Annotated in this window: 26 protein-coding genes; 14 read left to right on the top strand and 12 right to left on the bottom strand. The window is 36.7% G+C overall.

Annotated features, from left to right (window positions below):
* Entirely contained in the window at nucleotides 1-1,947 is a 1,947-nt protein-coding gene (gene glgB, locus RAH34_RS06625) for a 1,4-alpha-glucan branching protein GlgB (protein WP_306595584.1), read from the bottom strand.
* 199 nt (nucleotides 1,948-2,146) lie between these two features.
* On the opposite strand from glgB, the gene RAH34_RS06620 reads away from it, so the two are divergent.
* The 9 genes from RAH34_RS06620 (at nucleotide 2,147) to RAH34_RS06580 (ending at nucleotide 11,871) form a co-directional block, all read left to right on the top strand.
* A complete protein-coding gene (locus RAH34_RS06620) occupies nucleotides 2,147-3,268 on the top strand; it encodes an alpha/beta hydrolase (protein ID WP_306595583.1) in 1,122 nt (373 codons plus the stop codon).
* 83 nt (nucleotides 3,269-3,351) lie between these two features.
* Nucleotides 3,352-4,767: a M17 family metallopeptidase gene (locus RAH34_RS06615; protein WP_306595582.1), complete on the top strand. Its 1,416-nt coding sequence runs from the start codon at nucleotides 3,352-3,354 to the stop codon at nucleotides 4,765-4,767.
* 141 nt (nucleotides 4,768-4,908) lie between these two features.
* A complete protein-coding gene (locus tag RAH34_RS06610; RefSeq protein ID WP_306595581.1) occupies nucleotides 4,909-6,123 on the top strand; it encodes an acetyl-CoA carboxylase biotin carboxylase subunit family protein in 1,215 nt (404 codons plus the stop codon).
* Nucleotides 6,124-6,235: 112 nt separating this feature from the next.
* Nucleotides 6,236-6,949 (top strand): alpha/beta hydrolase-fold protein, encoded by a 714-nt coding sequence (locus RAH34_RS06605; protein ID WP_306595580.1) that lies wholly within the window; start codon nucleotides 6,236-6,238, stop codon nucleotides 6,947-6,949.
* A 53-nt stretch (nucleotides 6,950-7,002) separates the two neighbouring features.
* Nucleotides 7,003-7,956, top strand: coding sequence for a RimK family alpha-L-glutamate ligase (locus tag RAH34_RS06600; protein WP_079241894.1), 954 nt, complete (start codon nucleotides 7,003-7,005; stop codon nucleotides 7,954-7,956).
* A gap of 31 nt (nucleotides 7,957-7,987) precedes the next feature.
* A complete protein-coding gene (locus tag RAH34_RS06595; RefSeq protein ID WP_306595579.1) occupies nucleotides 7,988-9,109 on the top strand; it encodes a carboxylate-amine ligase in 1,122 nt (373 codons plus the stop codon).
* Nucleotides 9,110-9,141: 32 nt separating this feature from the next.
* On the top strand, nucleotides 9,142-9,975 hold the full coding sequence (locus RAH34_RS06590) for a type 1 glutamine amidotransferase (protein WP_306595578.1): 834 nt from the start codon (nucleotides 9,142-9,144) through the stop codon (nucleotides 9,973-9,975).
* A 235-nt stretch (nucleotides 9,976-10,210) separates the two neighbouring features.
* Nucleotides 10,211-11,389, top strand: a complete 1,179-nt coding sequence (locus RAH34_RS06585) for a hypothetical protein (RefSeq protein ID WP_306595577.1) — start codon at nucleotides 10,211-10,213, stop codon at nucleotides 11,387-11,389.
* A gap of 23 nt (nucleotides 11,390-11,412) precedes the next feature.
* Entirely contained in the window at nucleotides 11,413-11,871 is a 459-nt protein-coding gene (locus RAH34_RS06580; RefSeq protein ID WP_306595576.1) for a hypothetical protein, read from the top strand.
* A 242-nt stretch (nucleotides 11,872-12,113) separates the two neighbouring features.
* Here RAH34_RS06580 and RAH34_RS06575 read toward each other — a convergent pair whose 3' ends face one another.
* The gene (locus RAH34_RS06575; RefSeq protein WP_306595575.1) at nucleotides 12,114-12,527 is read right to left on the bottom strand and encodes an N-acetylmuramoyl-L-alanine amidase; all 414 of its coding nucleotides are present in this window, start codon (nucleotides 12,525-12,527) and stop codon (nucleotides 12,114-12,116) included.
* 227 nt (nucleotides 12,528-12,754) lie between these two features.
* Complete coding sequence (locus RAH34_RS06570; RefSeq protein WP_162800935.1) at nucleotides 12,755-12,904, bottom strand: hypothetical protein; 150 nt, start codon at nucleotides 12,902-12,904, stop codon at nucleotides 12,755-12,757.
* A 272-nt stretch (nucleotides 12,905-13,176) separates the two neighbouring features.
* Between RAH34_RS06570 and RAH34_RS06565 the strand changes: the two genes are divergently transcribed.
* The gene (locus tag RAH34_RS06565) at nucleotides 13,177-13,386 is read left to right on the top strand and encodes a hypothetical protein (protein ID WP_162800934.1); all 210 of its coding nucleotides are present in this window, start codon (nucleotides 13,177-13,179) and stop codon (nucleotides 13,384-13,386) included.
* Nucleotides 13,387-13,765: 379 nt separating this feature from the next.
* Here the strand turns inward: RAH34_RS06565 and cphA are convergent, their stop codons facing one another.
* A complete protein-coding gene (gene cphA, locus RAH34_RS06560; protein ID WP_306595574.1) occupies nucleotides 13,766-16,396 on the bottom strand; it encodes a cyanophycin synthetase in 2,631 nt (876 codons plus the stop codon).
* Between the two features lie 201 nt (nucleotides 16,397-16,597).
* On the opposite strand from cphA, the gene RAH34_RS06555 reads away from it, so the two are divergent.
* From RAH34_RS06555 to RAH34_RS06545, 3 genes are all read left to right on the top strand, one after another.
* Entirely contained in the window at nucleotides 16,598-17,485 is an 888-nt protein-coding gene (locus RAH34_RS06555; RefSeq protein WP_114821373.1) for a cyanophycinase, read from the top strand.
* Nucleotides 17,486-17,782: 297 nt separating this feature from the next.
* Entirely contained in the window at nucleotides 17,783-18,625 is an 843-nt protein-coding gene (locus tag RAH34_RS06550; RefSeq protein WP_306595573.1) for an isoaspartyl peptidase/L-asparaginase, read from the top strand.
* A 99-nt stretch (nucleotides 18,626-18,724) separates the two neighbouring features.
* Nucleotides 18,725-18,961 (top strand): YtxH domain-containing protein, encoded by a 237-nt coding sequence (locus tag RAH34_RS06545; protein WP_034695510.1) that lies wholly within the window; start codon nucleotides 18,725-18,727, stop codon nucleotides 18,959-18,961.
* 145 nt (nucleotides 18,962-19,106) lie between these two features.
* Here the strand turns inward: RAH34_RS06545 and RAH34_RS06540 are convergent, their stop codons facing one another.
* The 8 genes from RAH34_RS06540 to RAH34_RS06505 all read right to left on the bottom strand — a co-directional run bounded on the left by RAH34_RS06540 (nucleotide 19,107) and on the right by RAH34_RS06505 (nucleotide 25,143).
* Nucleotides 19,107-19,898 carry a bifunctional 2-polyprenyl-6-hydroxyphenol methylase/3-demethylubiquinol 3-O-methyltransferase UbiG gene (locus tag RAH34_RS06540; RefSeq protein ID WP_306595572.1) on the bottom strand — a complete coding sequence of 264 codons (792 nt, stop codon included), beginning with the start codon at nucleotides 19,896-19,898 and terminating at the stop codon, nucleotides 19,107-19,109.
* A 20-nt stretch (nucleotides 19,899-19,918) separates the two neighbouring features.
* A complete protein-coding gene (locus RAH34_RS06535) occupies nucleotides 19,919-20,626 on the bottom strand; it encodes a hypothetical protein (protein WP_306595571.1) in 708 nt (235 codons plus the stop codon).
* Nucleotides 20,627-20,628: 2 nt separating this feature from the next.
* Nucleotides 20,629-21,168, bottom strand: a complete 540-nt coding sequence (locus RAH34_RS06530; RefSeq protein ID WP_306595570.1) for a PH domain-containing protein — start codon at nucleotides 21,166-21,168, stop codon at nucleotides 20,629-20,631.
* 63 nt (nucleotides 21,169-21,231) lie between these two features.
* A complete protein-coding gene (locus RAH34_RS06525; RefSeq protein WP_306595569.1) occupies nucleotides 21,232-21,879 on the bottom strand; it encodes a GNAT family N-acetyltransferase in 648 nt (215 codons plus the stop codon).
* Between the two features lie 18 nt (nucleotides 21,880-21,897).
* Nucleotides 21,898-22,746 carry a PH domain-containing protein gene (locus RAH34_RS06520; protein ID WP_306595568.1) on the bottom strand — a complete coding sequence of 283 codons (849 nt, stop codon included), beginning with the start codon at nucleotides 22,744-22,746 and terminating at the stop codon, nucleotides 21,898-21,900.
* Between the two features lie 99 nt (nucleotides 22,747-22,845).
* Nucleotides 22,846-24,216 (bottom strand): histidine--tRNA ligase, encoded by a 1,371-nt coding sequence (hisS, locus tag RAH34_RS06515; protein WP_306595567.1) that lies wholly within the window; start codon nucleotides 24,214-24,216, stop codon nucleotides 22,846-22,848.
* A 123-nt stretch (nucleotides 24,217-24,339) separates the two neighbouring features.
* Nucleotides 24,340-24,795, bottom strand: coding sequence for an HRDC domain-containing protein (locus RAH34_RS06510; protein ID WP_228411999.1), 456 nt, complete (start codon nucleotides 24,793-24,795; stop codon nucleotides 24,340-24,342).
* A gap of 15 nt (nucleotides 24,796-24,810) precedes the next feature.
* Nucleotides 24,811-25,143: a single-stranded DNA-binding protein gene (locus tag RAH34_RS06505; protein WP_062675086.1), complete on the bottom strand. Its 333-nt coding sequence runs from the start codon at nucleotides 25,141-25,143 to the stop codon at nucleotides 24,811-24,813.
* A 281-nt stretch (nucleotides 25,144-25,424) separates the two neighbouring features.
* Here RAH34_RS06505 and RAH34_RS06500 point away from each other — a divergent pair, with 281 nt between their 5' ends.
* The gene (locus tag RAH34_RS06500) at nucleotides 25,425-25,817 is read left to right on the top strand and encodes a hypothetical protein (protein WP_306595566.1); all 393 of its coding nucleotides are present in this window, start codon (nucleotides 25,425-25,427) and stop codon (nucleotides 25,815-25,817) included.
* Nucleotides 25,818-25,832: the final 15 nt, after the last annotated feature.

Here is a 25,832-nt window from a genome sequence, read left to right as displayed (position 1 = left end):
TTATCTCTTGTGTTTAATTCTATGTAATTTATATTTTTTATCTTTCTTCTGACGTAAAACAATTCCAGCCAATGGCGGCAATTTCACGGTCATTGTTTTTGGATAATTTCTCCATTCTTCATACTTCTCTTCCAGAATTTCGGGTTCTACTCCACTTCCACTGTATTTTTCATCATCAGAATTTAAAACAACTTCCCAATGGGTTCCTGCAGAAATCCCGATTTTATAATCCAATACTTTTGGTGCGAGGTTTAAAACCACCATCAGGACATCATCTTTTCTTTTTCCTTTTCTGAGATATACATATACTGAGTTTTCAAGATCATCCGCTTCTACCCACTCAAAACCATGTTTGTCAAACTGATTTTCGTAAAAAGCGGTTTCCGATCTATAGAGGTGATTCAGTTCTTTTACCATCTCCTGCATTCCTTTGTGAACAGGATATTTCAGCAAATGCCAGTCGAGACTTCGGGTAAAATTCCATTCACTGGTCTGCCCGAATTCATCACCCATAAAAAGCAGTTTGGCTCCTGGATGGGTATACATATATACATATAAGGTACGGAGATTGGCAAATTTCTGCCATTCGTCTCCTTTCATTTTATAAATAAGGCTTGCTTTTCCGTGTACCACTTCATCATGTGACAAAGGCATCATATAATTTTCATTATACATATACATGGAAGCAAAGGTCAGTTTATGATGATGGAATTTGCGGTTAACAAAATCTTCTTTGAAGTAATCCAGCGTATCATGCATCCATCCCATCATCCACTTCATTCCAAATCCAACACCACCGTCATGTACAGGCTTTGTAAGCATAGGAAAATCTGAACTTTCTTCTGCTATGGTCATGATAGTATTCCCAAATTCTTTATAAACAGCCGTATTGAATTCCTGCAGAAAGGCTTTCGCTTCCAGATTTACATTATCACCGTAGATATTAGGTTCCCACTCGCCTTCGTTTCGTGAATAATCAAGATGAAGCATTGAGGTGACCGCATCCACACGCAATCCGTCTGCATGATAACGATCCAGCCAGAACATGGCATTTGAGATCAGAAAGGACTTCACTTCATTTCTTCCGTAATTGAAAATATGCGATTTCCAATCCGGATGAAAGCCTTTTCTCGGATCTTCGTGCTCATACAGATAGGATCCATCAAAACGGTGAAGCCCATTGGCATCTCCCGGAAAATGGGACGGAACCCAATCCAGAATAACGCCTATGTCATTATTGTGAAGTTCATCAATAAGAAACATTAGATCCTGTGGTGAACCAAAGCGTGAAGTTGCTGCATAAAAACCGGTAATCTGATATCCCCAGCTCGGTTCGTAAGGATATTCCATCACGGGCATGAATTCCACATGGGTAAACCCCATTTCTTTGATATAAGGGACCAGTTTTTTAGCAATATCTCTGTAGTTTAAAAAACGTTGGGGCTGATCTTCTTCTCTTACCCAGGAACCCAAATGCAGTTCATATACCGATAGCGGAGCTTCCAGTCTGTTTTTTTCCCAGCGGCTATCCATCCACTTCTGATCATTCCATTCGTACCAGGTGGTGGAAACCAGAGAAGCGGCCTGAATATTCTGTTCCCAGCTTACCGCATAAGGATCACTTTTTTCCAGAATTTCGCCCCCTTGGGTTTCAATAGCATATTTGTATAGTGTTCCCCAGGTTAATCCTTCAATAAACCCTTCCCAAATTCCTGATTCATCCCATCTCGGAAACAAAATATGATCTTTGTGATTCCAGTTGTTAAAATTTCCGATCACGGAAACTTTCCTTGCATTGGGTGCCCAAACGGAAAAATATACGCCCTTTACGCCCTCTTTTTCTGCAGAATGTGCTCCAAATTTACCATACAGCTTATAATGTCTGCCTTCTTTGAAAAGGTACACATCATGATCGGTGAAAAGCGTGTAGGTCTTAACAGAATTCATCAAGATCAGTTTATATTTATATTTTCCCTGAAACTACGAAAAATACTGACAATAGCGATGAATTATTCATCAAATAATTGTCAACATCATTCCGTGTTTTGTCTATCTATCAAATATATCATTTTTTACCGCACATTTTTATGATTTCAAAACAATCTTTTTTTATACATTTAACATCAATATTTTATTAAACACAACGATGAGGTTTGAACTTTATACAGAAGAAAAAGACGACAGACCGGTATTTATTACCGGAAATTTCAATACATGGAACCCTAAAGATTATAATTTCCAGCTTCAACAACTTGATGCTTCCAATTATTGTATAGAAATCGAAGATCAGGTACTTCCTGAGGATATTGAATATAAATTTACAAAAGGCGGATGGGAGAATGTAGAACTGGATCAGTATGGAAATATCACGCCCAACCGGAAAATCAAAAAGAATGCTGGTAAAACTTCAGATTCTGTAGAAAAATGGAGATTGAACTGGGGACCGTTCAAAGAAGAATATTATCCTATAGCAGAAGTTATTTCCGAAAATTTTTACATTCCGCAGCTTGACCGTTACCGTAAGGTTTGGGCACTGCTTCCCTACGACTATCACAACACAGATAAACGGTATCCTGTTTTATATCTTCAGGATGCACAAAACTTATTCAATGAAGGAAGCGGCTTCGGAAACTGGGAGATTGATAAAAAACTGTCTATTCTTGCAGAATACGGACGTGGTGATCTTATCATCATTGCGATAGAACATGGCAGTGAGGAAAGAATCAAAGAATATATTTTTGATAATGATCATGTAGCGAACGGTTCTGAAGGAAAAAAATACATCCGCTTCATTGCAGACACTTTAAAACCTTTTGTGGACGAAAATTACAGAACCAAAAAAGACCGTGACAATACCGGAATCGGGGGCAGTTCATTGGGCGCACTTATTAGCATATACAGTGGATTTCTTTATCCTGAAGTGTATTCCAAACTATTGATTTTCTCACCTTCTCTTTGGGTAGAACCGAATAATAACTTTCCGATGATGAATTTCAGAGTTCCGTTTAAAACCAAAATTTATCTCTACGGCGGAGGTCAGGAAGGCTCTAAAATGGTCAAAAGAATTCATATTTTTGAAGAATATCTGAAGCGATGGGAAGAGAAAAAACTTTTTGATTTTGAATTTAAAACCAATATCAATCCTGAAGGCACTCACAATGAATTTTACTGGTCACAGGAGTTTCCAAGGGCTATAGAATGGCTCTTCTATGATAATACAGAAAATCCGGTTGAAGTAAAACCACAACAACAAAGCATAAAAAACTAAATCTAAAATGGCTGTAGAAAATTTCAGACAGAACCCAATGAAGACAGCAATCTTTATGAATTTAGAAAATATAACCTCTATTTATGAAACTAATCAATAAAAAAAACAAAAATTACACTCAGGTTCTCCACCTGTTTACCGAGGAAGAATGGACAAAAACCAGTAAAAATTTCAATAAAAACATTTCCACTTTTTTTACAGGAAAGAAACATGAAGTTTTTGTCAATGCTCATGAAGAAGGAATTACTTATTTCATTGGATTAGGGAAATCTACTTTACAAAATTTCGAAATTCAGCAGGTAGCAGCTAAGTTTTCACAGACACAGAAAGAAAAACTGCAGGCAGTTCCTACGTTGGCTCTTGCCGATTTCATGAACGAAAAACAGTTCGAAGAATTTGTAAAAGGACTTTTGATGGGAACGTATAACTATCCTTTTGATAAAAAACATGTGTTCTGGAATGCAAAATTTGAGTTGCATTTTGAAAATTTAAGCCAGAAAAAACTAGACCATATCAGTCAGAAAGCTGAAGCTTTGGTCAACGGACAGACTGCCTGCCAGGACTGGCTTAACAAACCAGCCAATCTGAAAAAACCGGATATCTTAAGTGCCTACCTTAAAAATCTGGCTAAAAAATATGACTTAAAATACACTGCTTTCAACAGAAAAAAATGTGAAGAACTTGGATTGGGCGCTTATCTTTCTGTGAACCAAGGAAGTGCTTACGATGCTGCTTTCACTATTTTAGAATATAAAACTACCGTTAAAAACGCCAAAACTTTCGGACTGGTAGGAAAATGTATTTTATTTGACACCGGAGGAATATCAATAAAAAGCTCTGCAAACCTGCATTATATGAAATCTGATATGGGTGGAGCGACCGCTGTTTTGGGAACGTTGATCTATGCCGCTGAAATGCAGCTTCCGGTAAACATTGTTGCTGTTCTTCCTATTACTGATAATGCTGTTTCAGAAAAGGCTCTCCTTCCAAGTGATGTGATCACTGCTTACAACGGAAAAACCATTGAAGTTCTTGACACGGATGCGGAAGGCAGACTGATTCTTGCAGACGGTTTATCTTATCTTTCCAGGAACTATAAAACAGATTTCCTGATTGACCTGGCGACGTTAACGGGAAGCTCGGTAAGAATGTTCGGTGACACCTGTGCTGCCATGTTCTCCAATAATGAAGAACTGAAAAATAATCTGATCAAAACGGGAGATCAGACCAATCAGAGGGTATGGAATCTGCCTCTATGGGATGTCTGGAAAGACGATATTAAGTCTGATGTAGCCGATATGAAAAACATCTCTCTGAAACCTGTAGGAGACTGTATTATTGCGGCTAAATTCCTGGAACAATTCATTGAAAATCACCCTAAATGGGCTCATCTGGACATTGCCGGAGTAGCCTTTGGAAGTGTAGGCTATGCTAAAGAAAAAGCAGCTACCGGTTTTGGGGTTCAACTCCTGGTGAATTTAATTGAAAATTATCACTAAAAATTAGTTTTTTACAAAAAAACTCTGTATAATTGATTAGTGGATTTTCAAAAACTCATGATATTTCATTTTTTACTATTAATAAAATAATAAATAAATGCTTTTATTTTTGAAAATCCACTAAATCTTAAAAAACATTATATGGAGAAGAAAACTATTGTGTGTATTTCGTGCTATTACAAAGGCTACGATTTTATGGACGAAATGAAGAAGATCGGCAATAAAATCATCCTGGTAACCTCCGAAAACCTCAAAGAAAAAAACTGGCCCTGGCATGCTATTGATGAGGCATTCTATATGCCTGAGGTAAAGCCTTCCGTATGGAATCTGGAACATTTGATTCAGGGATTTTCCCACCTGATGAAAACCAGAAAAGTAGATGCTGTAGTGGCTTTGGATGATTATGATGTTGAAAAGGCAGCATTAATCAGAGAGACCTTCCGGATTCCCGGAATGGGACAGACTACCCACCGCTATTTCAGAGATAAACTGGCGATGCGCCAAAAAGCAAAAGATTCCGGAATCAGCGTCCCTGAATTCACCGCTGTTTTCAATGATCATGAAGTGGATGAATTTACAGACCGCGTTTCTGCTCCATGGGTACTAAAACCACGTTCAGAAGCATCAGCATCAGGAATCAAGAAAATAACCTCCAAAGAACAGCTTCTTGAAGCACTGGATACTCTGGGAGAAGAACGTCATCTTTTTTTACTGGAAAGCTTTAAACCAGGAGACGTTTACCATGTAGACAGCCTTACTTTCAACAAAAAAATAGTATTCACTTCTGCTTCAAAATACCTTGCTCCTCCTATGCAGGTTTCGCATGAGGGTGGAGTATTCCGGTCCAAAACTTTAGGAAGATATTCTGAAGAATTCAAAGCACTGGAGGAAATAAATGCGAAAGTATTATCCAATTTCGGACTGATCAACGGAGCCACCCACACAGAATTTATCCGTGGAAAAGAAGATGGAAAATGGTATTTCCTTGAAACTTCATCAAGAGTTGGCGGGGCTCATATTCCGGACCTGGTTGAAGCCTCAAGCGGGATCAATATCTGGAGAGAATGGGCGAAAATTGAAGATGCTCTTCTGAGAGGGCACGATTACAGTGTTTCTCCTCCTACAGGCTATTATTCAGGCTTAATTGTGGCACTGATTAAAGATAAAGAACCCAACTACACCAATTTTGAATGCGAAGAAGTTGTCAAATTTCTTCCCATAGATTATCATGTAGGAATTGTATATAGATCCGGAGACGCCTCCGTTGTACAGGACAGACTGGATTCTGCTGCTGAAATGATTCATGCGGATATGCTGAACATTCTGCCACCGAAAAGCAATAAATTAAGTTCTTAACAATGAACCGAGACATTGATATTCAAAATGTTATTGAATTCATAATATACAATCTGTACCAAGATTCCCTACTAAAATGTAATTTAGAAAAGATAAAACCAAATAAGGAAAAATGCCTCATATAGAACATACAGAGTATTATTCAAATATTTTGGGAACAAGCCTCAAGGTAGAAGTGACCGGACATTACGGCCACCCTATCATCATGTTTCCAACTTCCCAGGGACAATATACCCAGAATCATGATTTTCATCTCAACGGAAGTATCAACTGGTTTATAGAACAGGGAAAAGTAAAACTTTACAATGTACAGACCATCGACAGCTGGAGTTTTTACGATGACAACATATCTCCTCAGCAAAGAATAAGAAACTACGAACGGTATGTACAGTTTCTGATCAAGGAATTTGTTCCTTATATTCAAAAACTTCACAAGACCCATCGTGTTGCTGTGGCAGGTGCTAGTTTCGGAGGATATCATGCTGCTAATTTCGCTTTCAGATTTCCGGATGTGGTTTCTCACCTGTTTTGTCTTTCGGGAGCTTTCAGCATAAGGAATTTTATGGATGGCTATTCTGATGATCTGGTATACTTTAACTGTCCAAGAGAATTTGTAAGAAATGATGAAGCCTGGAAATACAAACATATGCATATTGTCCTCAGTACTTCCGATCAGGATATCTGCAAGGATAAAAATATTGAAATGGCTGAAATACTGAGAATAAAAGGGATAGACTTCTGGTATGATGAAAGAAAATGGATTGGCCACGACTGGCCGTTGTGGAGAATGGTCTTCCCAACTTTTATAGGAGCCTTTTTCTCTTAAAGCAATAAAAAGACAAATAGAAAAAATATACACCCACCTTAAAAACAAAAATTATGACAAAAAAAGTAGGAATTCTTTTCGGTATGGAAGACACATTTCCCTGGGCATTTATAGACAAAGTAAATGAAATGGGAGGTGGAGATATCATCGCTGAACCCGTTACGATTGATAAATTGGAACAGGGTGCAGATTATGGTTATGCGGTGATTATCGACAGAATTTCACAGGACGTTCCCTTTTACAGAGCTTATTTAAAAAATGCAGCCCTTAACGGTACTTATGTAATCAATAATCCGTTCTGGTGGAGTGCTGATGAGAAGTTTTTCAACAATGCACTGATGTCTAAACTGGGAATTCCACTTCCTAAAACAGTTTTGCTTCCATCGCACGAAAGGCCGGATAATACTTCAGAAACTTCATTCAGAAACCTGAAATTCCCTCATGACTGGGAATATATCTTCAATTATGTAGGGTTTCCGGCATACATGAAACCTCACGACGGTGGCGGCTGGAAAAACGTGTACAGAGTAGAAAATCCGGATGATCTCTGGAACAAACTGGGTGAAACGGAACAGCTCGTGATGATGGTACAGGAGGAAATTATCTTTGATGATTATTACAGAGTGTATTGTCTGGGCCAAAAATATGTCCACATTATGCCTTATGAGCCTAGAAATGCACCTCATCTGAGATATGCCACCACTCATCAGACACAAGGTGAAGAACTTGAAAAGCTATTGAAAACCATTCATGATTATACCATTAAAATGAATCAAGCGTTGGGATATGATTTCAACACCGTGGAATTTGCAGTAAGAGACGGTATTCCTTATGCTATCGACTTCTGTAATCCTGCTCCTGACGCAGACCGCAATTCTGTAGGAGAAGAAAACTTTGCATGGATTATAGAGCACGCTGCCAAACTGGCTATTGAAAAAGCTAAAGAATATGTTCCGGGGAAACCTAACATTGCCTGGGGAACATTTGTGAAAGATTCCATAAAATAACATTGAAAAAGAATTAAAAAACACAAAATAAATGCATCATCAGTTTACTATTGGAATTGAAGAAGAATATCAGATCATTGATGTTGAAAGCAGAGATCTGGTTTCTCACGTTTCAAAAATCATTGAAGGCGGCAAAGCGGTTTTAAGTGAGAACTTAAAGCACGAAATGCACGAATCCATGATTGAAATGGAAACAGGAATCTGCCAGAATATCCAGGAAGCCAGAACAGAATTAACGAATTTGAGGCGTCACCTCATCAATATCGCCCATGAACAGGGACTTCGTGTTTCCGGAGGTGGCACTCACCCATTCTCTCATTGGTCTGACAACAATATCACTCAGGGAGAAAGATATATTAAAATCATTGATGATATGGGAGATGTAGCCCGTGAAAATCTTATTTTCGGACTGCATGTTCATATTGGAATTCCCAACCGTGAAGAAGGTGTAAGAATTCAGAATGTAATGAGGTATTTCCTGCCTCACGTGTATGCCCTTTCTACCAATTCACCTTTCTGGATCGGAAGATATACAGGTTTTAAATCGTACAGACAGGAAATTTTCGTAAAATTCCCAAGAACCGGTATTCCGAGTTACTTTAACTCTCTGGCGGAATTCGACAGCTATGTCGATCTTCTGGTAAAAACAGGAACCATCGACAATGCCAAGAAAATCTGGTGGGATTTAAGGGTACATCCGTTTTATCCAACAATCGAATTCAGAATCTGTGACATGCCGTTAAGAATTGATGAAACGGTATGTCTTGCTGCCATCATGCAGAGTCTCGTTGCCAAAATCTATAAACTTCACCAGCAAAACCTGAGTTTCAGAAGCTACAGAAGACTATTGCTGAACGAAAATAAATGGCGGGCCTCCAAAAGCGGTATAGAAGCCCACCTCATCGATTTTGGGAAAGAGGAATCCGTTCCTTATCCTCATTTATTGAAAGAACTTTTAGAGTTTATTGATGATGTGGTAGACGATCTGGGATGCCGCCACGAAGTGGAATATGCCTGGAAAATTCTTGAAAACGGAACCGGCGCAGACCGGCAGCTTCAGATCTTTAAGGAAACAGGCGATCTGACGAAAGTGGTTGATTATATGATCTCTGAAACGGAATATGGCATCACCCATGGTGAACCTGCTTCATAATATTTTGGTAACTTTGCAAAAAATATGATGTAATGAAAGATATTCGAATTGCTCTGCTGGACATGAACAACAATCATGTAAATCAAGGTTTCAGAAACATTAAAGAAATTTCTGATTCATTTCAGCAGAACTCTGAAGAAAATGTGGTGATCAGGACATTTGACGTGAGGTTTAAAGATGAAATGCCGGAGATCGGAGATTTTGATATTTTCATTTCTTCAGGCGGTCCGGGAAACCCACATCGTGAAGGTTTTGCCTGGGAAGACCGGTTTGCAAATTTTTTGGACTCTGTTTTTGAGCATAATAAACACCATGAAGATAAAAAGTACCTTTTCCTGATCTGTCATTCATTCCAACTGGCAAGTATTCACTGGAATCTGGGAAATATCTGCAAAAGAAAGTCTTATTCTTTTGGAGTAATGCCTGTTCATAAAACAGAGGAAGGTAAAGAAGAATTCTTGTTCAAAAATCTTCAGGATCCTTTTTATGCGGTAGATTCCAGAGCCTACCAGTTTATTGAACCGGATCATGCTCGTTTCGAAGAACTGGGAATGACGATTATGGCGATTGAAAAATTCCGACCTCATATCAATCTTGAAAGAGCGGTAATGGCTGTTCGTTTTTCGGAGGAAATATTCGGGACACAGTTTCACCCGGAAGCCAATCCTGAATCTCTGATCGAAAACTTAAAGGATGAAAAGAACAAAGAAGCCATGATTGAAAGCTTCGGAATGGAAAAATATCTTGAAACCATGGACAGAATAGACGATGAAGATAAAATCATTCTGACCAGACATCAGATTCTTCCGCGATTCCTTCAGTTTGCAAAAAAAAACATTTTGAAAAAAGCTGAATCTTTGGCTTAATCAATACAAACCACAAAAGTCACAAAAGACACAAAAGGAATTTGGGTATTACAATCATAAAAGCTGTTGAGAAGAACACGTATGCTTTCTTGAAAATCAAAGATTTTCCAATTAAATAGGTATTTTATAAAAGTGTATTGTAAACTTTTATATTCTAAAACTTTTGTGCCTTTTGTGGTAAAATCAAATCGGGCATAAACGTCCGGTTTTTTTAACACCACAAAAGAAAAAAAATATGATTCCAAAATACAGAAAACAGTACAATCAGGAGTTTTCGGAGGAAAAATACAATCAGCTCAAAAGTATCCTGGCAGAAAAAGGAGGAACAGAACCTACGTTCAGAGTTTCAGAAAGTCCTATTTTTTTGACTAAAGAATTTGAGAATAAGCTTATAGACGCCAGCGAGAGTATCATCAGCCAGATTAAGGCAATGCCGGCAGAACTTCTTCAAAAAGCCATTCCTGAAAACTGTAGAGTTCCCAATGATACCAATCAACCCCATTTTTTTACCATAGATTTTGGAGTCTGTAAAAGTAAAGACGGAGTAATAGAACCTCAGCTGATAGAACTTCAGGCATTTCCTTCTTTGTATGCTTTTCAGAAAGTATATGAGGAAACCTATTGTGAAGTTTATCCTTTTCTTGCAGAGATCAGAAATCCTATGCCGCATGAAACTTTTAAAAACTATTTAAAAGAACTGATTGTAGGAGATGAAAATCCTGAAAATGTCATCTTGCTCGAAATTTTTCCGGAAAGACAGAAAACGGCTATTGATTTTGCTCTGACAGAAAAATTAATAGGCATCAAGACCGTATGTCTGACGAAAGTAAAGAAAGAAGGACGAAAGCTATACTATGAAAATAATGGTAAGCTAACTGAAATCAAAAGAATCTACAACCGTGTGATATTTGACGAACTGGATAATATTCCTGATCTTACTACAGAATTTGATTTCCGCGAGGAAGTGGATGTCAAATGGATCACTCACCCGAATTGGTTCTTTAAAATATCAAAGTTCCTTTTGCCTTTACTGAAGCATCAGTTTGTTCCAACGAGTTATTTCCTGCACGAATTCCCGGAACATGAAAACCTGGATGATTTTGTATTAAAGCCTTTATTTTCATTCGCGGGAAGCGGTGTTAATTTAAACCCTACAAAGGAAATTACAGAGGCTATTCAGGATAAGGAAAATTATATTTTGCAGAGAAAAGTGTACTATGAACCCATTTTTGAAGATATCAACGGAGATTTTTCAAAAGCAGAGATCCGTTTGTTGTATATTTGGCGGGAAAATGACGAACGTCCTATCCTATTGGAAAATCTTGGAAGAATGACAAAAGCCGCCATGGTAAATGTAGATTTCAATAAAAAAGATGCCATCTGGATCGGTAGTTCCAATGCTTTTTTCGGATAAAAACCTTATAAAACTAATACTCCATGGAAGAAAAGCAAACCGCTTTTGCAGAATTTGAAAACCACACTTTAACACGAAGAAGAAATTTATTACCCACCTGGATTAAAGTTTTCTTGTGGATCTTTTTAATCGGAGGCGCACTGGCTGCTATTTTTTTGATGGCAGGCTCTCTGATGACTCATGTCTCTTTATCATTATACGGAATGAATGCCAATCATCCCTATTCAATGACCGGACTTTTGATCTGTGTCTTGTTTTTATTTAAAGGGATTGTAGCCTACGGACTTTGGTTTGAACAAAAATGGGCACCACAGGCTGCCATAGCAGATGCCATTATCGGGATTGCTGTTTGCCTTATTATGATGGCCATTATTCCGTTTATGTACCCATCAATTAGCTTTACCCTCAGATTAGAACTTATTCCTTTGTATTTTTATCTTAAAAAAATGCAGAGTATAAAGAAAACCTGGGAAAACTTATAGAAACAAACCTCCGAAATTCCGGAGGTTTTATTTTTTATTCCTGAAGACCTCTCCCATCATAAAAAAATCCCCCAAGAAGGAGGATAAAAAAATTGACATGTACGCTGTGTTTTCACAAACATGGTAAATATACGGATATGGTGCAGGGATACACTACGGGAAACCGTAAGGACTGGTTTTTAATTGTTTGTACATTAAGTTTCCCGTAATGCTATTTAAAATTCGCCTTACAGTACTTCGGCTTATGATAACCCTGAATACTCTTTCTTAGCATCAAAACTAGGACAAGCTTTATGAACATTGGGAAAATCTTTATGTCCTTGAATTTTAGCTTTAGGAAATGTTGATTTTAATTCTCTTAACAGTTTGATAATAGATTTTTTTTGCTCTTCCGTTCTTGTATCTTCTGGATTACCGCTTTTATCAATACCTCCAATGTATGATATATTGATAATTTGAGAATTCCAGCCTGCAACTCCATTGGATACCTGACCGATGGGCAAAGTGTTCACTATTTCTCCATCCGCTTTTATCATATAGTGATACCCTGGATTTTTCCATTTCAGGCTTTCCTTCCAATACCTTTTAATGCTTTCTATTTTAACATCTGACTGTGTTGCTGTACAATGTATAACGATGTAATTGATTGTTCTCATGGATTTCATTTTATTTATTTTGAACAAAATTAAACCTGTAACTCCCAAAATAGTGAGGGAAAAACACCCTATTTTAAATTGAGCAGCAGGACGCCTGAAAACCGGGGAAAGCTGATAAAAATTATTTAGAAAACAGTAGATTTCTGCAAGAAGTCTATAGATTCTGGGCGACGATGTCTAAACTTTAAAATATAAGAACAAAAAATCCCTCTTAGCGAGGGACCATTTTATAAATCGGGACATGCCATTTCATTATCATGTGGAATGCACACTTTTTCATTCCATGGAAGCGGGCAATCATGCCAGCCTGGAGGACACCCTCCATTTCCTGTAATACTTCTTAATTTCTCCTTGGAGATTTTTTTTAAATTTTTCATGGTTTTGATTTTAGTTAGAAACCAAATATAAATATTATTCTCCAATAAGAGATTTAACATAAAAAAATAATCGTTACGGATTTCCGTAAACAAAAAACGTTCAATCAAAGTATCTTAGAAAGATGAAAGATTTTATTAAAGATTGCCTGCTATTTCAAAGCCCGGACTGGCAATTGAAGCTGATTGGATTTATTACCTGGACATGTGGACTCGGATGGATTGTTTTAGTTTATCAAATGTTTATTAAGTAGTATATTTGAACCATGGAAAACATGGAAGAAATAGAAGCTAAAATAATAGAGAAAATAAGGGAAGATCATAAGAAGAATGGAGGTTGGAACGGTTCAGATATCAATGAACTGGATAAAATAATTAATTTATCCATTCCTGAAAGAAACAAACTGTTCGAAAAAATGGTAGCTGAGAAAAAGATCGCTTATCTTAAACCTTTAAACACTACCCGAATCACTCTGCCAAAATAAGCCGCCATACTTTGTCTGCAGCGAATACAAAGAAAAACCTCCCGGATCACCGGGAGGAAATGTGTGGCTTTTTTTTCATGTGAAATTTTCAAGCATTCAAATATAATATGCACTACAATTCGGAAATACGACTACAGTCATAAAAAAACAAAAACCTTCCCAAAAGGGAAGGCATTAAAAAAACTTCTTGTACTTTTAGTTTATACAAACTCCGTAAATATAAGGACAGAATATATTGGTAACCCTACGGGAAACCGTAATAAAAGAATTTAATTGTGCGTATTTCCTGAGATAAAACAGATACAGCACAGCAAAAATAAAAATTGCAATACGTTTTTTATTCCGTATTGCAATTTTTATAAGTTTTATAAGGATGTATTTATAAGTTTTTATCGTCTTCCAGCAATTCCTTGGCCTGGTATTCCTGAACCAGATCGATGGCATTGGAAATAACATCACTTAAAGCTGTGATAAATGTTCCTTCTTCTGCCATTCCGATAGCATGTTTCAATGCTTCAATTTCTTTAGGAATGATCTCATAGCTTACGTCTCTGCCAGCAGAATTAATGCCGTCAATAATCAATCCGTTGATTTCCTCTTCCGTTCTTCCGCGAAGATGCTTTTCATTTCGGATAATAATATAATCGAACATTCTTCCGGCAATTTTTCCGCACTCTCTGATATCATTATCCCTTCGGTCTCCGACACCGGAAATAATACCGATTTTCTTGGTAGATTCTACATTTTTCAGATAATCTTCAATCGCTTCGTATCCGGAAGGGTTGTGAGCAAAGTCAATCAACACCTTAAAGTTTTTGAATTTAAAAACATTCAGTCTTCCCGGTGTCAGCTGAGCACTTGGAATAAAGGTTCTCAAAGAGTTCGAAATATCCTCGATTCCAAATCCGTAAAGATAACTTGCCAAGCTGGCTGCCAGCACGTTTTCGATCATAAATCTGGCCTTTCCTTCCATCGTAATCGGGAAGTCTTTGGCTTTTCCTATTCTGATTTTCCAGTCTCCTTTTTTGATGGTGACAAAACCTTCTTCATACACGCAGGTGATTTTTCCTTCTTTGGCAAATTTTACGATATGAGGATTGTTTTCATCCATACTGAAAATAGCCACATTAGAATCGAGATCACTCACAATCTTCATGGAATAATCATTGTCGGCATTCAAAACACTCCAGCCGCTCTTTTTCACACTATCCAGTACCACACGTTTTACTTTGGTAAGATCCTTTAAACTGTGAATGTCATTCATTCCCAGGTGATCTTCCTCAATATTGGTTAAAACTCCGATATCACATTGTGAAAAACCAAGTCCGGAACGTAAAATTCCACCTCTTGCTGTTTCCAGAACTGCAAATTCTACGGTAGGATCTTTTAAGATAAACTCTGCGGAAAGTGGTCCGGTTGTATCTCCTTTTGACAGCATGGTATTTTGAATATAAATTCCATCTGATGTCGTAAATCCTACCCGGTAACCATTACTTTTTACAATATGAGAAATAAGTCTTGTTGTGGTTGTTTTTCCATTGGTTCCTGTTACTGCAATAATCGGAATGGTAAAAGGCTTTCCCGGTGGATACAGCATATCAACTACCGGCGCTGCTACGTTTCTTGGCAGTCCTTCACTTGGTGCAAGATGCATTCTGAATCCAGGCGCAGCGTTGACTTCAATAATAGCTCCTCCACTTTCCTTTAAAGGCTGTGTAAGGTTTTCTGCCATCACATCAATCCCGCAGACATCCAATCCGATAATTTTGGAAATTCTTTCTGCCATTGTGATATTTTCCGGATGTACCATATCTGTTACATCAATGGAAGTCCCACCGGTAGAAAGATTGGCTGTTGATTTCAGATAAACCACTTCTCCTCTTTGAGGAATCGTCTCCAAAGTATATTGAAGTTTATCAAGTAATTCTAAAGTGTCTTTATCTACTTCAATTTCGGTAAGCACATTTTCATGGCCATAGCCTCTTCTTGGGTCTTTATTTTCTTTCTCTATAAGCTGCTGAAGGTTCATTTCTCCATCTCCTACAACATGAGCAGGAACTCTTCTGGCAGCAGCCACCATTTTATTGTTGATCACCAGGATACGGAAATCATATCCCGTGATGTATTTCTCAACAATTACTTTTCTTGAATATTTCTGAGCATGCTCGAGGCCGATCTTAGCCGCATCCCAATCGTTGACATTAATAGAAGAACCTTTTCCATGGTTTCCATCCAAAGGTTTGATAACAATAGGATACCCGATTTTTCTGATCACGGCATTTAATCCTTCTTCATCAACTGTCAGATCTCCAATCGGTACCGGAATCGCTGCATCGTGAAGCATTCTTTTCGTCAGTTCTTTATTACAGGCAATATCTACAGCAATAGAACTTGTTTTTCCGGTGATGGTAGCCTGAAATCTTTGTTGGTTCACACCATAGCCAAGCTGTACCAATGAGTTGGTTCCCAACCTTATCCATGGGATCCTTCTGGAAGCAGCTTCTTCCACAATACTTCCGGTAGAAGGCCCAAGACGGACACGCTCCCTGATTTCTTTTAATTTATGAATACATGCATGCAAATCATATTCTCTGCCTTCAACCAGAGCCGCTGCGATTTTTACAGATTCTTCTGCAGCATAAATTCCTGCATTTTCTTCAATATAATTAAATACTACGTTATATACTCCAGGAGTTTTTGTTTCACGGGTTCTTCCAAACCCTACATCCATTCCTGCCAGGGTTTGTATTTCCAAAGCAATATGCTCAATGACGTGTCCCATCCAGGTTCCCGTTTCCACTCTATGGAAAAAGCCTCCTTCCACTCCTTCCGAGCATCGGTGTGTAATTAATGAGGGAAGTAATTTTTCAATCCTTTCCCGGAATCCTTCAATTTTATTGGTAGGATAATTCTCCATTTCTTCTAAGTCTAACCTCATCTGTATCAGCTTCTTTCTTCTGATACTCCAGATGTTAGGACCTCTTAGTGCCTGAATCTTTTCGATTTTCATAGTCTATTGGCATTTTAACAGTTAACAATAACTCCTTTCAAAACCAAAGATAATGTAAAACCCTAAACGAAACTATACCACATTTAAAGATTCGTCAAAAAAAAATTAATTTTAATTAACATTCCTAAAACATTAAAAATCAAGTAAAGATGGCATGAAATTAGCCAAAGAATGTGAATTATTTTTTAATTTTGTACCATGATGAAACCTGTTGGAAAATTAATAGTTATCGGAGGCGCTGTAAACAAAGGAAGTTTTGCTGAAACCGATTATGATCAGAATATCGAAAAGAATCTTAATTTTTTTGAACGTGGGATCTTACGAAAGATCATCAACGAATCAAAACTAAAGGAAAATTCTGTCATTGAAATCGTTACCACTGCTTCTCAAATTCCCCAGATCGTTGGTTTTGAATATAAAAAAGCATTTGAATTCCTGGGAGCAAAAAATGTGAATGTTCTGGATATCCACAACCGTGAGGAAGCCAATTCTGATGCTATGGTAGCAAGGGCAAACGCCGCCGATGTAATGATGTTCACCGGAGGAGATCAGCTGAGACTGACCTCTATTCTTGGAGGAACAAGATTTCATGATACGGTTTTATTAAAATATCAGGAACAGGATTTTATCTATTCAGGAACTTCTGCAGGTGCCGCTGCAGCTTCTGAAAATATGATCTATCAGGGAAGCAGCTCTGAAGCTTTATTGAAAGGCGAAATCAAAACCACTCAAGGGCTGGGACTGATTGATAATGTCATAATTGATACGCATTTTGTACAGCGGGGAAGAATCGGGCGTCTCTTCCAGGCGGTGGTCAACAATCCAAGAACCCTGGGAATCGGATTGGGTGAAGATACAGGACTTTTTATTCATAATGACGTGATGACTGCTGTAGGTTCAGGTCTTGTAATTCTGGTAGACGGAAGATTTATCAAAGACACCAATCTTACGAATATCAATCTGGGAGAACCGATCTCTATTGATAACTTAACGGTACATGTGATGTCTATGAACGATCACTATGATCTTACAACAAAGAAATTGACTATTGAAAACTCTCAATTTAATCCGATACCACAGGATAAATAAAACAATAAATACAGCTATACAAACGGGACCTCGGTTCCGTTTTTTATTTAATATTCATATTTTAAGTTTGGCTAAAGCCAATGGATTTAATCTGTTTATTGTAAGGCGGGCTAAAGCCCACCTCTATTGATGTTGATATCCAGATTTATAATAGTTGTTTACCAACTTTATCTTTTATCTTTTATCTTTTATCTTTTATCTTTTATCTTTTATCTTTTATCTTTTATCTTTTATCTTTTATCTTTTATCTTTTATTAATAAATTACCTTCGTAAAAATATTCATCAACTCTTATTCTATGAAAATCATCATCCACGGAGGCTTTTTCTCGGAAAGCGACCAAAGCCACGAAGTAAAAACAGCAAAACAGAATTCTTTAAAAGCAATTGTTCAAAAGGCATTCGACTACCTTAAAACTCACTCGGCTTTTGATACCGTTGCCTATGCCGTTTCTTTATTAGAAGATGATCCGCTATACAATGCAGGAATCGGTTCTCAAATCCAGAGCGATGGTGTTATCCGTATGAGTGCTGCCATTATGAATGGAAATACTCAGAGACTAAGCGGTGTGATTAATATTCAAAATGTGCAGAACCCTATTTTTGTTGCTAAAGACCTCATCAATGAAGATGACAGAGTTTTAGGAGGAAATGGCGCTAAACTCTATGCTACGGAAAATGGTTTTGAAAATTTTTCTACAGAAATTCCTCAAAGAAGAAAAGAATATGAAGCCAAACTAGCCAATGGAGGGAAAGGAACTGTAGGATGTGTAGCGATAGATCACGAAGGAAAACTGGCTGTTGCCACGTCTACCGGAGGGAAAGGTTTTGAAATTCCCGGAAGAATTTCAGACTCTGCCACTGTGGCCGGAAATTATGCCAATGCTTTTTGTGCAGTAAGCTGTACCGGTGTAGGTGAAGACATTGTAAGCAATGCTACTGCTGCAAAAATTGTAACCAGAGTTAGTGATGGTATGAGCCTTGAACAGGCCTTTACCAAAACGTTTGATGAACTTAAAACCATCGATGGGTTTGCAGGTGCCATTGCTATTGATAAAGAGGGAAATATCTATCATCAGGACTCGTATCCCACTATGGTTTTTGCCAGTTTTGATGGTGAAAAAATTGAAGTCTTTTCTTAAATTTAACATTTTTTTATAAGTCCAGTTATTTTTTTGGCACGTATTTTACATTATTCATAACAACAAATTTTAATATTAATACATAAAAAAATAGAAATCATGGGAAACAAGACAAAAGGTTTATTAGCTTTACTAGGATTAGGTGCATTAGCTTATTGGAAATATAAGAATTCTAGCCCTGAAGATCAACAAGCTGTAAAAGATAAAATCAATACTGCAAAAGACAATCTTAATAAGTGGGGAAATGACCTTAAAAGCAAAGCGAATGATGTTGCTTCCCAGGTTCAGAATAAAGTGGACGAAGTAAAAACAAAAGCTGAGGATTCCCTAAGCTAACCGACACAGAGCAGTTTTTTTTAACATTCATATATAGGAAAAAGTCATCGTAATAGTAATTGCGATGACTTTTTATTTTATATAACCGTTTATAAATTGAAATGATACAGAATAGACTTATCAATCTGAGTAGTCTTTGATTCTTTTATCTTTTCTGTGCTGCCAGTGCAAATACCAGAGGTATTTTATTTCCAAACTGTGGAATTCTCCATTTTCCTCTTTCAAATTCTTCTACGTGTCTGAAACAAGGATATGGCGACCAGTTAAACTCCCGGAAAACATTCAGTTGTAAATTTTTTTGTATCAAATTATCAAGAACTTCTGCTAACGAGTGATTCCACATCACATATTCCTGTATAATGGGAGCAGACTGATCTGCATAAGTACCTTCATAAGTTTCTACAATCGGCTTCTCATTGAAATAATTGTAAGCTACATTTGTAAAGTCATCATCAAACATCCAGACAACAGGATGAAATTCTGCCATAATGAATTGCCCTTCCGGTTTTAAAAAATGATTGATAATTCCAGCCCATTTTTCAAGATCTGGAAGCCAACCAATAGTACCGTAACTTGTATAAACGATATCAAATTTCTGATCAAGAACATTTGGCAAGTCATATACATCTGAACAGATAAACTTTGTATCCATACCACATTGCTTTGCAAGCTCTCTGGCTGCATCAATCGCTTTGTCGGAAAGGTCTATTCCCGTAACCTCAGCTCCCATTCTGGACAGGGAGATAGAATCCTGTCCGAAATGACACTGCAAATGCAGAATGGTTTTTCCTTTTATATCTCCAAGAAGATCCAATTCTATTGAGTTCAGGGAAGTTCTTCCCTTTAAAAATTCATCTACAAAGTAGAAATCCGATTTCAGATGAGGTTCTACTTTAGCGTTCCATGATTTTTTATTAATTTCTAAGTAATTTTCCATTGTTTAATTCTTTAAATCATCTATCTCATCCAGCCCTGAATAATATAGTTTTTTGTGATTAATTTTCTTTCAGGTTTATTATCCGGCTTAAACCACACCTCAATTCTACCTCCATAAAACTGTCCCCAGTCGCCTTCGTAAATTGTAAAGTGATCTTTTAATTCAAATCTTTTTAATTCACCTGTTTTATTTTCTACTTCAATCTGGCTATTCTTTTTTATGTTCCCCTCAGAAAGGATCTGATTTTTAGTAATTTCAAATATTTTCAGATATACCTTCCCTTTTTCAATCTTATGTAGAAACAGATCATATTTATACATCCCCGGCTGAAAATAGTCGTAAAGAATAAAGTCCTTCTGATAAGTACTTATCTTGTCTTTTTCATCATTAAGTTTCAAGGGTTTTTCAAATTTAATATTTTCCGGAATTTTTAATCCTTCCGCAAAAAAATCATAAGGATAAAACGTCAATGCAAAGGTGAAGTAACTAAAAGTAACTGCTGCCAATGCTCCTGTAGAAACAATCTGCAAAATTCCTTTCAAATAATCTTTCTTTACAATCCTGATAATCCCCTGAACCAAAGTTATCAGAAAAAAAATAAAAGGAAGAAAACAGCAGATATACAATGTATACCTATTAAATAGAGAAAGTCCAAAAAAGCAGAAGAAAGCTACAAGAGCCGAAACCAATACAGAGTTATACCAATTATTATTAAAAACTTTCCACATTTTTATTGCAGTTTTTCCATCAATTTTTTCTTTTGTTCAAGAAATTCTTCTTCGCTTAAAACCCCTGCTTCTTTTAATCTTCCCAATTGTTCCAGCTGATCTAAAACACTAGGTTCAGCTTTGCTCTCAAAATGTGTTTCCGGATGTGACATGAAATCTCTTACTTTTTCACAAAACAGCTCAGCATGATACTTTCCTACTCCATCAATCTCTACAACATCATCACTAACCTGAATATCTATAGAGGCGAGTAAGAATTCCTTTTCATATTGGATGGAGCTTATTTTACTATAAGAAAAGTCTTCTACTTTCAATCCGTACATGAATTCCTTATCTACAAAAATCAACCGTCTGTCGGTAGCTACTAAAATAATATGATGGTTGTTCAGTTTGTTTCTACCTTCTACGAGATAGACAATTCTTTCCTCTGGTGAAAGAATATCCGGCAATTCATGAATTTCTTTCCGGGCAAATATGGTAGGACTGATATCGAGATTTTTAAGTTCTTCTCTTATTTCGTTAAGTCTTGATTTTTCACTCATAGCATTAGGTTATAGGTCTAATTTACTGTTTATTAACAAAAAAATGTAATTCAATAAAAACATTTAGTCTTCTGAGGGTATCACAATGGAAGTATGCAGACTGTACAACTTCCAGCCTAAGGTTTCATACAATAGTTTTCCTTCTTCCGTGGCTACTAAGAGATTATTTGAAAATCCTTTGGACAAAGCGATTTTCTCCAATTCCTTCAATAAAAAACGGGCAAGTCCTTTCCTTTGATGATTTTTTTCGGTAATGATCCTGTCATAAATAGCACAGTCATCTATAAGCGAGACCCTGCCTATGGAAGCCTGTTCGCCATTTTCAGCTACAATTCTGATCACAAAGGTTGTATTATATTCAGAAAACTCAAGATGATACCCTTCTGAAAGGCTGGTTTCCGGAAATTTCATAGGATGAAAGCAGGTCATCATATATCCCTGTGACTGCAGTTGCCATCTTTCAGGAATTTTCTCTATAAACTGGTCGGGATAAGTGGATACTTTCAGATAAATCCACGGTTCATCAATGGATTCGGCAAGCTGGAAAAAATTATCATTAAGCTCAGGAAATACAAAACGTTCTTTCTGTTTTTCATCTCCTACAATCACATGAAATCCGGATTTATAGGGTACAGGAAAAGGCACTTCTCTTGACAGGCACCATCCTTTCAGCCAGCTTTCTACAATTTTTGAAGATACTTTATCCTTCATAATTTGGTGTTAAAGGTTTTATTTTAATTGCTCCAATAATTTCTTTTTTTGCTCTGCAAATTCCGCATCGGTTAAAATTCCGTTCTCTCTCAGCTTTCCTAATTTTTCAAGCTGATTAAAAACTTCTTCTGATGAAACCGAAGTACTTTTACCTGCTGTACCGATTTGTTTTGGAAACTCTTCCCGAGAATTGTTGTAAATATTTTTTATGGTACCATAGAACTTCTCTGCGTCTTCCTTATCCATATAGCATTCAAACTCCACTATTCTTTCTTCCAGATGCAGTTTAATAATAGGAGATCTCGGATGGGTTACAAAGCTCACCGACTGTATGTTTTCATTAGGGTAAATATTAATCTTTGCGGCACCAAACATTCCTTTTGATACAGAAATCATCCTTTTGGGTGTTGCCACCAACACTCCGGCATCCAATGTATTGACAAACTGAGCATCGGTAATTGCTGTGATCTGTTCATCTTCTGAAATCAGATAAGGAAGCTCTTTGATTTCTCCTTTGGTAAACATGGACAGATTAGCATGAAGCATTTCCAGCTCATTCTTTATTTTCTGATGTCTTCGCTTATAAACCTCTTTTGAGATTTGATGAGATCCGGAATTTATGGCTGCAGGAAGGTTCTGTGCTGCCACTGTAACTGCCTGAATTTCTTCAGCTTTTTCTGCACTCATCATTTTATTGATATCCTTAATGCTGAATTTATTAAGATTGTAAAGCAATTCTTCATTGATATCGCTCACTTTATTCAAACATTTATTGCATAAAACATTACCATCCGAAAGCGTATTCGCTCCCAGAAGAGTATCCATGGATGTTAGTTCTGTATTACACAATGCACAATTATTAGTCATTCCTTTTTTATTCAAAAGTATTTAAATTCTCAACATCCATCAAAAAAAAACAACCACAAAAGTAATTTTGCAGTTGTTCTGTTTTTTAAATATTAAAAATTATTCTCCTAAAAACTCCTCTAAAGAAACAGTTTTTTGTTCTCCAGCTTCAAGATCTTTAAAAGTAACGGTATTATTTTTAATTTCTTCTTCACCCAGGAAAACAAGATTCTTTATACCTTTCTTTTCAGCGTAGGTAAACTGCTTGTTGATCTTTGCATTTTCAGGATATAATTCAGCTGAAATTCCTTTGGATCTTAGCTTCATAATCAGCTTCAAGGCATCAGTGATTCCTTCACCTCCAAAGTTGGCAAAGAGATATTCAATTTTGGCGGATGCTTCTTCAGGGAAAAGATTCAATTCTTCCATGACCAGATAAATTCTGTCTAATCCGAATGAAATTCCGATTCCCGGAATGTTTTTCACTCCAAAAACTTCAGTCAGGTTATCATATCTACCTCCTCCTCCGATGGATCCCATAGCAACTTCATCTGCTTTCACTTCGAAGATCGCACCGGTGTAATAGTCCAGACCTCTTGCCAAAGTAATATTGAAGACAAGGTTTTGAATATCCACACCCAGGTTCAGGGATTGTGTAAGAACAAATTCAAGTTCTTCTACTCCTTTCAGACCGATTTCATTTCCTGCAAATTTTTCTTTCAGCTGAAGAAGATTTTCCAGCGCATCGTCTGACTGGCTGAATAAGAAATCCAGTTTATCGATAGATTCCTGAGAAATTTCTCTTTCCAAGAGTTCTTTTACAACTCCCTCTTTCCCAATTTTATCCAGTTTATCCAATGCTACAGTAAAATCAATCAGTTTATCTGTGATTCCTGCATATTCTGCCAATCCGGAAAGAATCTTTCTGTTGTTCATATGAATGGTTACAGGAACTCGCAGATCAGCAAAAGACTTCAGATACAGCTGAACCAGCTCCACTTCCTGTAATAAGCTTTCACTTCCTACCACATCAGCATCACACTGATAAAATTCTCTGAATCTTCCTTTCTGAGGTCTGTCTGCTCTCCAAACCGGCTGGATCTGAGAACGTTTGAACGGAAACGTCAGTTTACCATGATTCATCGCTACAAATCTTGCAAAAGGTACAGTAAGGTCATAACGAAGGGCCTTATCGGTAAGACTTTCTGCACTGAATGGCTTTTCTAATGCTTTTTGAAAGTCATGAAGCATCTGATTCTTTTTCTCTTCTTTTGCCTCATTGATACTTGAATTTAAAATTTTAAAAATCAAGCGGTCACCTTCTTCTCCGTATTTTCCTGTCAATGTAGAAAGATTTTCAAAACTTGGTGTTTCCAAAGGCTGAAAACCGAATAATTCAAAATTATTCTGTAAAATATTGATGATATATTTTCTTCTTGAAACTTCCTGTGCCGTAAAATCTCTCGTCCCTTTTGCTAAACTTGGCTTCATTTGTTGTATGTCATTTTGATAAATGCAAAAGTAAGGAATTGAAAGGAATTTTACATAGTATAAAAAAGCTGAAGAAAGACTTCCCTCAGCTTTTCCTTTAATACTATCAATTATTCCAAAAAATCATACGCTTTCCAGGATTTCAAGGATCTCTTCACCATAATTTTCAATCTTATGCTTTCCGAACCCTTTGATTTCAAGCAACTCTTCTTTCTTAGCAGGTTTATACTTAGCAACAGATATCAGTTCTTTATTACTCGCGATGAAATATGTGGGTAGATTTTGTTCTCTGGCTTTTTCTGATCTCCAGAGTTTCAGAGCATCCAGAATTTTTTCTTCATCTGTATTCAAAAGATCATTTTCTGCAGAATATTTTACTGCCTTTGGTTCTTTTACTGTATTTTTTGTCAGTTTTAAATCTTCAAAATACAATATTACAGACCAGTATTTTTCTTCACTCACAAAGGCTGTTTCTACTTTCATAATCTCATTACCTTCCAGAAAATCATCCAGCATTTTCTGGTCTTTGTAGAGAAATTCTTCAGGCAGCCTGATTTTAAAAACTTTTACTTTCATCATTTGTGTTTTTTAGAATTATTTTCCTCCCAGCAACAGGATTTCATCTACACGAATTTCCGTGATATACCGCTTCACCCCATCCTTATCATCATAAGATCTGTAGGTAAGCTTTCCTTCAACAGCGATTTCTTTTCCTTTGGTAACATACTTTTCAAAGATTTCTGCTGTTTTCCCAAAGGCAATCAAATTGTGCCATTGTGTTTCTTCTACCTTTTCTCCTTTAGCATTCGTGTAATGATCACTGGTGGCTAAGGATACACTTGCTTTTACGTTTCCGTTGTCGAAGTTTACCATTTCAACTTCTTTTCCTGTGTAACCAATTAATGTTACTTTGTTTCTTAGTGACATAACTTTTATATTTTAAAGATTAATAAATTCAGATAAGAGACGTTCACTGCTTTCTCAAATCTCTGTTGCAAAGATTGCGATGATTCCTATACACAGTCGGTTATAAACTATTTAAATCCATTTGTAGTCGTTTGTAATCGGATAATATTTATTTTAGGAATCTTTAAAATCTTTGTTCATCGCTTACTGATAAGTTTCTTCAAGTTTCTTATTAAAAAAAATTAATTATGAACTTTCATAAAAAATTCATCAAGTTTATTTCTTTTCTTAACTTTGTGTAAGTGAAAAGAGCTTTATCCATATTCTTTCTTATCATTTTCCTATCTACCAGTAGCATAGGTGAACAACTCTTGAAGCTCCCGGAACTTATAGAACATTTTTTATTGCATCAGGAAGAACATGATGATGAAGCCAGCTCTTTTATCGGATTTTTGAAAGAACATTATTCTTATAACAACTCTCATTACAACTCAGCAAAACACAATCATAAGAATCTACCTTTTAAAAGTATTGATGCTCATGCTCCTCATATTGCTGTGTTCAATTTTCAAATCAATACATTTTCTTTTTTAAAGACTATTGCTGAGATTAAAGAGAAACCTCTATATTATACAAATTCTTTTATACCTTCTGCCCACCTCAAAGGCATTTGGCAACCCCCACGTTCTTGTTAATCATTTTACATTCTC

The sequence above is a fragment of the Chryseobacterium sp. WLY505 genome (assembly GCF_030846215.1).
Classification (GTDB): domain Bacteria; phylum Bacteroidota; class Bacteroidia; order Flavobacteriales; family Weeksellaceae; genus Chryseobacterium.
Note: the sequence above shows the minus strand (reverse complement) of the source record. Positions and strands in the feature narration are given on the sequence as shown.